Source organism: Faecalicoccus sp. (assembly GCF_036552745.1).
In the GTDB taxonomy this organism is placed as follows: Bacteria; Bacillota_I; Bacilli_A; order Erysipelotrichales; family Erysipelotrichaceae; genus Faecalicoccus.
The window spans coordinates 1-9,136 of sequence record NZ_JAXKBY010000133.1 but is presented as its reverse complement, the minus strand read 5'-3'; the positions used below and the strand labels follow the sequence as shown (position 1 = coordinate 9,136).

The 9,136-nt window shown below is 35.5% G+C and carries 10 protein-coding genes; 2 read left to right on the top strand and 8 right to left on the bottom strand.

What is annotated here, in order from left to right; translation table 11 throughout:
- Positions 1 to 387: 387 nt before the first annotated feature.
- Both U0M88_RS06460 and U0M88_RS06455 read left to right on the top strand, forming a co-directional pair.
- The gene (locus U0M88_RS06460; RefSeq protein WP_331869280.1) at positions 388 to 1,596 is read left to right on the top strand and encodes an IS1182 family transposase; all 1,209 of its coding nucleotides are present in this window, start codon (positions 388 to 390) and stop codon (positions 1,594 to 1,596) included.
- On the top strand, positions 1,593 to 2,012 hold the full coding sequence (locus U0M88_RS06455) for an ATP-binding protein (RefSeq protein WP_331869279.1): 420 nt from the start codon (positions 1,593 to 1,595) through the stop codon (positions 2,010 to 2,012). Before U0M88_RS06460 ends, U0M88_RS06455 begins: the two co-directional genes overlap by 4 nt.
- A 12-nt stretch (positions 2,013 to 2,024) precedes the next feature.
- Here the strand turns inward: U0M88_RS06455 and U0M88_RS06450 are convergent, their stop codons facing one another.
- The 8 genes from U0M88_RS06450 to U0M88_RS06415 form a co-directional block, all read right to left on the bottom strand.
- Positions 2,025 to 2,573 carry a hypothetical protein gene (locus U0M88_RS06450; protein ID WP_331869278.1) on the bottom strand — a complete coding sequence of 183 codons (549 nt, stop codon included), beginning with the start codon at positions 2,571 to 2,573 and terminating at the stop codon, positions 2,025 to 2,027.
- Positions 2,574 to 3,092: 519 nt separating this feature from the next.
- Positions 3,093 to 4,016 carry a transketolase family protein gene (locus U0M88_RS06445; RefSeq protein ID WP_331869281.1) on the bottom strand — a complete coding sequence of 308 codons (924 nt, stop codon included), beginning with the start codon at positions 4,014 to 4,016 and terminating at the stop codon, positions 3,093 to 3,095.
- Positions 4,013 to 4,819, bottom strand: coding sequence for a transketolase (locus tag U0M88_RS06440; RefSeq protein WP_331869277.1), 807 nt, complete (start codon positions 4,817 to 4,819; stop codon positions 4,013 to 4,015). Before U0M88_RS06440 ends, U0M88_RS06445 begins: the two co-directional genes overlap by 4 nt.
- A gap of 86 nt (positions 4,820 to 4,905) precedes the next feature.
- Positions 4,906 to 5,601 (bottom strand): D-lyxose/D-mannose family sugar isomerase, encoded by a 696-nt coding sequence (locus U0M88_RS06435; RefSeq protein WP_331869276.1) that lies wholly within the window; start codon positions 5,599 to 5,601, stop codon positions 4,906 to 4,908.
- Complete coding sequence (gene xylB / locus U0M88_RS06430; protein ID WP_331869275.1) at positions 5,598 to 7,085, bottom strand: xylulokinase; 1,488 nt, start codon at positions 7,083 to 7,085, stop codon at positions 5,598 to 5,600. Before xylB ends, U0M88_RS06435 begins: the two co-directional genes overlap by 4 nt.
- Positions 7,086 to 7,132: 47 nt before the next feature.
- On the bottom strand, positions 7,133 to 8,224 hold the full coding sequence (locus U0M88_RS06425; RefSeq protein WP_331869274.1) for a PTS fructose transporter subunit IIC: 1,092 nt from the start codon (positions 8,222 to 8,224) through the stop codon (positions 7,133 to 7,135).
- Positions 8,225 to 8,234: 10 nt separating this feature from the next.
- A complete protein-coding gene (locus tag U0M88_RS06420) occupies positions 8,235 to 8,543 on the bottom strand; it encodes a PTS fructose transporter subunit IIB (RefSeq protein WP_331869273.1) in 309 nt (102 codons plus the stop codon).
- A gap of 17 nt (positions 8,544 to 8,560) precedes the next feature.
- Positions 8,561 to 9,010, bottom strand: a complete 450-nt coding sequence (locus U0M88_RS06415; RefSeq protein ID WP_331869272.1) for a PTS sugar transporter subunit IIA — start codon at positions 9,008 to 9,010, stop codon at positions 8,561 to 8,563.
- Positions 9,011 to 9,136: the final 126 nt, after the last annotated feature.

Here is a 9,136-nt window from a genome sequence, read left to right as displayed (position 1 = left end):
TTCCTCGCCAACAATAGATTTCCTCTCTAAAACATTCAATTTGCCTTTAAAAAATTTCTATTTATCTTCTGCTCAAATAAAAAGGATGCTAGATCAAGTGATTTAGCACCATTTTTTTCATTTTACCTCTAAAGTCAGGTTCTATCACAAACCTTTCTGTCTTTTATTATACAAAAATTCTCTATACAAAGAAAGGCAGAAAAAAAGATCGCTTAGGCGATCTCAGCTTGTTGACAAACTCGACAGGCTCTATATATTTCGATATAATGAAATAGCAGAAAGATGATCCTCGTCCTATCTAGCAAACTTTGAGGCTCTTTCTGCTTTCTTTTTTCTTTATATACCCCTATATGGTATAATATAGAGGCTGGATAGGATGTGATTTTTATGGCTATGACTCGCCACTTCTGTTTTAGAGAAGGTTTTATTTTCAATTCTTTGGACGGCCTTGTTCCTCAGGATCATCTCGTTAGAAAGCTGGATACCTGTATCGACTGGGATTTTATTTATCCTTATGTGGCTGATCTTTATTCGCCTGTAGGACGTCCGAGTATCGATCCTGTCATCTTGTTCAAAATGCTCTGTATCAATATCCTTTTTGGTTTCAATTCTATGCGAAGGACCTGCCGTGAATGCGATATGAATGTTGCTTACCGCTGGTTTCTGGGTATCCCCTTTGAAGAAAAAGTTCCGAACTACTCCACCTGGTCTCAAAACTATATCCGCCGTTATCATGACAGTTCTATTTTTGAGACAATATTTGATCATGTTTTGGATCAGCTGCAAGCACATAGGCTTCTGGATCTGACCACAGTGTTTGGCGATTCCACTCCTCAAAAGGCAAGTGCCAATAAAAACAAATATCAGGATGTAGAAGTCGATGTCGTGCGAAAGGCCTATGAATTCGAACTTCTGAAAGAGATCAATGAAGATCGCAGGGAACATGGAAAAAAGCCTTTGAAACAAGTTTCGGATGTGGAATACCAGTTTGACGAGCAGACAGGAGAAGAGATTGAAGTGGAAGTCAAAGAGACCAGACACATCAAACAGAGCAAGACGGATCCTGAATGCGGATTGTTCCACAAGGGAGAAAAAGAAAAATGTTATGCCTATAGTCATCAGACCTTCTGTGAACGACATGGATTTGTGGTGGCATTCAAAACAGTCCCCGGAAATATTCATGACAGTGTTTCCTTTTTTGATGTCTATCATCCCTTGTTCGCTAAATTTGGAAAAGAGATCAGGAACATGGCGCTGGATGCAGGCTATATCACTCCGGCCATTTGTCGAGCTGTATTGAAGGATGATATCCGGTTATATATTCCTTATAAGCGTCCGATGACCAAAAAAGGTTTTTTCAGGAAATATGAATATGTCTATGACGAAGAATACGACTGTTACGTTTGTCCGAACATCAAGATCCTTGAATATTCAACGACCAATCGAAACGGGTATAAAGAGTATAAATCGAATCCTGAAGACTGTAGGGATTGTCCGTTCCTTTCAAAATGCACACAGTCGAGAAATCATCAGAAAACAATAGCCAGACATATATGGGAAGAATATAAAGAAGAAACCTTCTGGTTACGGGAATGACCGGTACCGGAAAGACATACTTTATCAACGCGATGGGGATTGCCGCATTAAAACAGTTCATCACAGTTAGATATTATTCGACTGACCGACTGATGATGGAACTGAATGCCTGTTGTCAACTTGACGATACAGTAAAGTTATTGGATCTCATTGAGGAATTATCTGGAATTGACTTATTGATTATCGATGATTTTGGCCTGATGGATCTGGACGTTGAAAAATGTCGTTATCTTTTTCAGATTCTGGATGCACGTGAAAGCAGAAAGTCAACGATCGTAGCTTCACAGATCCCGGTAATGGACTGGTATGACATGTTCAAAGAATCAACGTATGCGGATGCATGTTTGGATCGTTTACTTTGTCATGCGTATCGACTTGAATTTAAAGGTAATTCAATGAGAAATACAAAATCTTAAACCGGTCGGCCGCTACGGACACACCGATGGTGCGCTACACGCGCACCATTTTACCGCTATGTGCAGTGAAAGTACAGCTATTTCCTTTGCATCAAAATAACTTTCCATTAATCTCGCAATCTTATTGGATATAGTCTTTATACGTGTAGCAGAAATAGAGTCTCTGTATTTACATAAAGATTCCTTATTTTTGTAAGTAAGGAAACACGAAGATAGAAAGATATCCTCGCAGCTTCCAAAAATATACTGAATAACACCAAGATATACAGTATCATCTGTAGCTCTAAATGAACTGCGAATCAGATCTCGTTTAAAGCTTGAAATAATGAAGTGGCTCAATCCGTATTCTACATAGACAGGATGTTTAGAAACGACAGACTTAGGGATAAATCCATCAGGAGTGATCTTTCCAAGATAAGTCTGGACACTTTTAGGTTTACCACCAGGCACATATTTAGAAGTACACGAGTAAAGACCATAGCCTTGTTTCGTTTTTTTGATTGTATGACCAGGAGAACGAAACTTTTCAACCCAGTCAGGATAAGTAACATATCTTTTCATAATAATAGTGTACACCAATACACTATTAAAGTATATAAAAAAATAAATAATCTTCAAACACGAAAAATTGAAGGTTATTTCATGCGTAATCACTAATCCATCATTTCATCATTTGTATAAAAATCTACTTGTTGCTATAATACAAATACAGAAAGACTACTGGATGCAGTGGTCCATCTGAATTATTTAATGTCAAAAGACACTAGTTGAATCCATTGGGGTTGGGTGAACTAGTGTCTTTTACATTTTTCTATAATCAGTAATGCGATTCTTAGTAATTCAACTAATGCCAATAAAGTCATGGCAACATCAATGTATAGATAAATATACATACAACACGTCCTCCTACAAAAAAACGAAGGATCTGTCGAGAACTCAAGCAGATATCATTTTTAATTCAGAGGGTTCACCGTTACTACATCCAGTAGCACCTTCAATTATAAAGAGTCCATGTGAAAACAACATTAAATCACGAAATTTCATTAAAAAAGTCACTTTGTTGTGACTTTTTAAATATAATTATTCAACAATTTCTTTGATCTTTTCTGCAATATGCTTTGCATCCAAACCATAATAATCCAATAGATCCTTAGGCTTTCCACTTCTGCCAAATACATCCTGCATACCCAACATATATTGTCTGCAGCTAATTCCTTCTGGTGCTAGTACTTCACTGACTGCACTACCTAAACCACCATACACATTGTGTTCTTCGACAGTTACAATCACATCATGTGTCTTTGCTGTTTCAATGATCAATTCCTTATCAATAGGTTTGATGGTTGGAATATCAATCACAGTTGGTTCAAATTCTAAAAGTTCTGCTGCTTTTAAACTTTCCTGTACCATTAATCCAGAAGCAATGATAGCTACCTTGCTTCCTTTTTTTAGTACATTGCCTTTGCCAAATTCAAACTTGTAGTTTTCATCATATACATCTTCTACTCCAAGTCTTCCTAAACGCACATAACAAGGCCCTTCAATAGAATATACAGCCTTAATGATTTCTTCAGTCTGTTTCGCATCACAAGGCTGGAATACCTTCATGTTTGGAATAGAACGCATTAGAGCCAAGTCTTCAATACATTGATGGCTTGCACCATCTTCTCCTACACTAATTCCTGCGTGTGTTGCACATACTTTTACATTCAAGTTTGGATAACAGATACTGTTACGAATCTGTTCAAAAGTTCTTCCTGCCGCAAACATCGCAAAGCTTGATGCGTAGACTACTTTATTACTTGCAGCCATACCTGCAGCTACTGCCATCATGTTTCCTTCGGCAATCCCCATGTTGAAATGATGTTCTGGTCTTGCTTTCTTGGCATCAATTGTCTTTGTTGATTTTGTTAGGTCGGCATCTAATACAAATAGATCATCATGTTCTACGATTAGTTTTGCCAAAGTCTTTCCATATGCTTCTCTTGTTGCTGTTGCCACTATTCAAGACCTCCTAATTCCTTCATTGCCGTTTCATACTGTTCATCATTTGGTGCTGCACCATGCCATGCATAATTATTTTCCATAAACGATACACCTTTACCTTTGATTGTATGGGCAATAATTACTGTTGGTTTGTCCTTTGTTTGTTTTGCTTGTTCAAATGCATTTCTTAATTCATCAAAATCATGTCCATTTATATCTAATACGTTCCATCCAAAAGCTACAAATTTACTTGCGAATGGTTCTGGTGAAATCACATCATCAATATTTCCATCAATCTGTAAATGGTTGTAGTCTAAGATTGCACATAAATTATCCAACTTATAGTGACTTGCAGCCATAGCTGCTTCCCAAACTTCACCTTCTTCACATTCACCATCGCCTAATAAAGCATAAATACGGTGATCATTTCCATCTACTTTATTTGTGATAGCCATACCCACAGCACAAGAAATACCTTGTCCTAATGATCCTGTAGACATATCGACACCTGCTACATAATTCATGTTTGGATGGCCTTGTAGTTTTGAATCAATATGTCTGAATGTTGTTAAATCTTCTTCTAATAGACCTTTTTCTTTTAGTGTAGCATACAATACAGGACTTGCATGTCCCTTACTCAATACAAAACGATCACGATTGATTGAATCTACATTATCCTTATTGATATCCATCTGTTCAAAATATAGTTCCGTCAAGATATCTGCAGCACTCAATGAGCCACCTGGATGTCCTGATTTTGCACTATAGACTTCGGTTAGAATATTTTTTCGAATGTTTGTTGCGTGTACTTTTAATTCCATATATGATCCTTTCTTTTACATAAACTAAAAAGCTAGAAAAGATAACTACATATAAAATCATCATTTCTAGCTTTTCTTTTTAATTATTACTTATTATATGTAATGTAATTTTCGTAATCGGCAAACATCAAATATTTAGTTTCAGCATCTTCCTCAACTGTTGGAATACGATCTTGTTTTACATAGAATCTGTTATCTACGTGATCATCATTCGTTGTTGAAACTTCAAATAACATTACATCACCTGTTCCTGGAACACCTTGCCATTGATGATATTGATAAGGTTCTAATGTTACGCTTTGTCCTGGTTTTAAAACAATTTTTTCACCAGCTTTAACAGTAACAGACTTTCCATCCACTTTTACCGTTACATCTTTATCAGTAAAGCCTTCGTTTTCATCAGATTGATAGAGCGTGATTTCTAAATCTCCACCACCACGGTTAATGATATCTTCTGTTTTTGACCAGTGGAAATGGAATGGTAAAATCTGTCCATCACGTACATACAATAATTTTTCGCAATATGGTTTTGGATATTTCTCTTTATTGTTAAAATTACCATTTCTAAATACAAATACAGTTAATCCAACTTCCATAAATTTTCCTGTACCAAAATCTGTGACATCCCATCCTAACATATTTTCTACTAATTCTTCTTCGTCTTTTGTGACTTTCTTCCAGTCTTCTGGCGTATAATATGCGAATGGTGGTAAAGGTAATTTAAAATCTTTACATTTATCCATTACATATTCAATAGCATTATTAATTTCTGATCGTTTCATCTGTTTACCTCTTTCATCTTTTGATATACATCCCTTAATGATGGATATAGCATTTTAAACACTTCATACTTTTCATTATATAATTCCATAATTTTTGAATCTGGCTCGATAGTCTCTTTTATTCTATTTAAATTTAAAGAGGCTTCATCAACATTTTTATAAACACCACAACCAACCATTGCCAAAATACAAGCACCATAACCAGGGCCTTCCTCTTTTTCTAGAACATGGATTGGTTTTTGAAGAATATTCGCAATAATTTTTTTCCAAACGATACTTTTTGCGCCGCCACCACAAATAGTTACTTGATTGATATCAATATTTAATTTCTTTGCGACTTCAAAAGAATCTCTTAACGCAAATGCAACTCCTTCAAAGATAGCTTGTGTCATTTGTTTGCGTGTCGTATCCAAGCTTAACCCTATAAAAGCTCCCCTAGCATCAGCATCATTAATTGGAGATCTTTCTCCCATTAAATATGGAAGGAAATATATTGTATTTTCACCAAATCCACACATGTTATCTTGTTCTTTTATGAAATCAGATGTATTTAGTACATCCTCCATCCACCATTTATTACAAGATGCAGCACTTAGCATACATCCCATTAAATGATTTTTTCCTGTCGCGTCCGCAAAGGAATGTAGTGCGTTATGTGGATCCACATTGAACTGATCCAAAGGCATAAATACCGTTCCACTTGTACCGATTGAAACATTACATTGTCCCTGTTCTACACAACGAGTCCCTACCGCAGCCGCTTCATTGTCTCCTGCTCCAGCAACAACTTTTACATTCTCAGAAAGATTAAGTAATACGGCATGCTCTTTATTTAAAGTACCCACTACTTCATAGCTTTCAAATACTTGTGGCAATTGTTCCATTTTCAATCCACAAATATCCAACATTTCTTTTGACCACTTTCGATTCTTTACATCAAACAAAAGCGTCCCACTCGCATCTGAAACATCAGTACAAAATGTTCCTGACAATTTGTATGCAAGATAATCCTTAGGAAGCATAATCTTCCTTATTTTTTTAAAATTTTCTGGCTCATTATTTCTTACCCATAATAATTTAGATGCTGTAAACCCAGCAAAAGCTATATTTCCACAATATTCTGATAGTTTACTTTTACCTATCGTTTCATTTAAATAATGTACTTCATTTGCACTTCGACCATCATTCCAAAGGATAGCTGGACGTATGATCTGATCATTTTCATCCAATATAACAAGTCCATGCATTTGTCCTCCAAAACTGATACCAGCTACATCATTTGGATCCACGCTCTTAGTATGAATTAGTTCAAGTACTGCTTGAATCGTTTGTTTGTACCAATCTTCAGGATTTTGTTCACTCCATCCATTATGAGGATATTCACATGGATAGTCCTTTGAGACAGTTGAAAGAATATTCCCTTTTCCATCACACAACACTGTCTTAACGGAAGAAGTTCCTAAATCTACTCCAATAAATAGCATATTGTTCTCCTATAAAAGGCTAACTGAAATTCAGTTAGCCATGTTTCTTATAATTCAGTAAATGACAAACCGTCTAAATCAATATCATCTTCGGATTCTTTTTGTGTAACCTGTGCTTCAGGTTTATGTTTCAAGAATTGAAGTGCAATCGCAAATACAATTGATCCTACTAATAATGAAATCAACCATTCAACTGGTTTATTGAATCCAGGCAATGCTAAGAATCCACCAGATGGAACACTTGATTCAACTCCAAAGAATCCAATTAATCCGCCACTAACTGCAGATCCAACAGCAGTACAGATTGTAATACGTAATAAGTCATTTAAGATAATTGGGAATGAACCTTCTGTAATTTGGAAACATCCCATTACAAATGCTGATTTCAATGCATCTTTTTCAGTATCTGAGAATAAGTTTCTCTTAGTTAATTTTGAAATAAAGTAACCAATAGTTAATCCAAATGGAGCAACCATACTAGCCTGAATTAGATTGGCAATTGGACCTCCAATTCCTTCAGATAATAATCCAGCGGCAAATGTAAATACAACTTTGTTGATTGGTCCACCATAATCAACTGCAGATAATACACCTACAATAACACCAAAGATAATTGTTGCACTTGGATTACCTTGCATACTTACTAATAGATTTGTGATTGCATTTGTTACCCAAGTAATAGGAACGCCCAATACATATTGCATTGCTGCAGCAACAATTAATGAAACTAATAAAGGCAAAATTAACTGTGGTAATAATCCTTGAACCCACTTAGGAACTTTAATAACTTTCAATAGCCATTTTGTTAAATAACCAGCTAAATAACCAGCAATCAAACCACCTAAGAAACCATAACCATCAACTTTACATAACAATCCTAAAATGACACCAGGTGCAATTCCAGCTTTATCAGCGATTGAATAAGAAATACCTGTAGATACAATAATTGGAATAAATCCTAAGGCAGTTCCACCAAGTGTTGTTAATAAACTTGGTAATGGAGTAGAAGCGTTCAATGTATCAACGCTTGTTCCTCCAAAAATATTACCTACAACCATCAACATACCAGATGCTGCAACGAATGGAATCATATATGCAATTGCAGTCATCATGTGCTTTTTCAACTGTAAATTTTTCATCATTCTTCTCCTAAGCTAACATACTTTCTACTTTCTTAATTAATGCTTCCGCATTATGAACAACAACCTTTGTAGGAACTTCGATTACCTTTTTTCCCTTAAAACGTTCTTTTCCTGTAACACCTACATCAACTGCGAAAATTACTACATCCGCATCTTTGATCTGCTGATCCGTTAAAGTATCTTCTTGACCAATAACACCTTGTGTTTCAACATGAATTTCATGCCCTCTTTTTTTAGCAGCATCAATTAATTTTTCTTGTGCCAAATACGTATGCGCAATTCCAGCAACACATGCACAAATACCTACAATTTTCATATTATGATCTCCTTATATTATTTAAAACAATTAATTACATCTTCACTAGTTTGAGCATTCAATAAAGAATCAACGACTTCAGATTTTGCCAATTTGCGTGCAACTTGAGAAAGTAACAATAAATGTGTTTTTGCAAAGTCAACATCGTTTTGAACCGCAAATAGTAATATTACTTTCACACCTTTTCCATCAAGTGTTTCCCATTCAATCTCTTTATCTAATTTACAAATGGCAAGTGTAGTCTTTTTGACACTGTCACTTTGACCATGTGGAATCGCAATATAGTTTCCAATTCCTGTCTCACCTTGTTTTTCTCTTTCTAATACATCTTCATAAAATGTTTTAGCATCTGATAGATAGCCATTTTCCATAAGTAAATTACTCATTTTTTTAATGGCATCCAATTTGTTATCAGCACTCAAAGAAGTACGAATGATATTCTTATCTAAAAATTCTGTTAATTCCATATACATGCTCGTATTATCCATTTAGGAAGACCTGAATGGATTTTTTCTTTCTAGGCCGTTCCTGGTCAAGTATATCTTACGGCCATTTGATATACTTGCTTTGCACTGTGGATTTGTTTCTATACA

Excerpts from the sequence above, each read along its gene's own strand:
- U0M88_RS06460 (WP_331869280.1), top strand. The coding sequence starts at position 388 with ATGGCTATGACTCGCCACTTCTGTTTTAGAGAAGGTTTTATTTTCAAT.
- U0M88_RS06455 (WP_331869279.1), top strand. The coding sequence starts at position 1,593 with ATGACCGGTACCGGAAAGACATACTTTATCAACGCGATGGGGATTGCC.
- U0M88_RS06450 (WP_331869278.1), bottom strand. The coding sequence starts at position 2,573 with ATGAAAAGATATGTTACTTATCCTGACTGGGTTGAAAAGTTTCGTTCT.
- U0M88_RS06440 (WP_331869277.1), bottom strand. The coding sequence starts at position 4,819 with ATGGAATTAAAAGTACACGCAACAAACATTCGAAAAAATATTCTAACC.
- U0M88_RS06435 (WP_331869276.1), bottom strand. The coding sequence starts at position 5,601 with ATGAAACGATCAGAAATTAATAATGCTATTGAATATGTAATGGATAAA.
- xylB (WP_331869275.1), bottom strand. The coding sequence starts at position 7,085 with ATGCTATTTATTGGAGTAGATTTAGGAACTTCTTCCGTTAAGACAGTG.
- U0M88_RS06425 (WP_331869274.1), bottom strand. The coding sequence starts at position 8,224 with ATGAAAAATTTACAGTTGAAAAAGCACATGATGACTGCAATTGCATAT.
- U0M88_RS06420 (WP_331869273.1), bottom strand. The coding sequence starts at position 8,543 with ATGAAAATTGTAGGTATTTGTGCATGTGTTGCTGGAATTGCGCATACG.
- U0M88_RS06415 (WP_331869272.1), bottom strand. The coding sequence starts at position 9,010 with ATGGAATTAACAGAATTTTTAGATAAGAATATCATTCGTACTTCTTTG.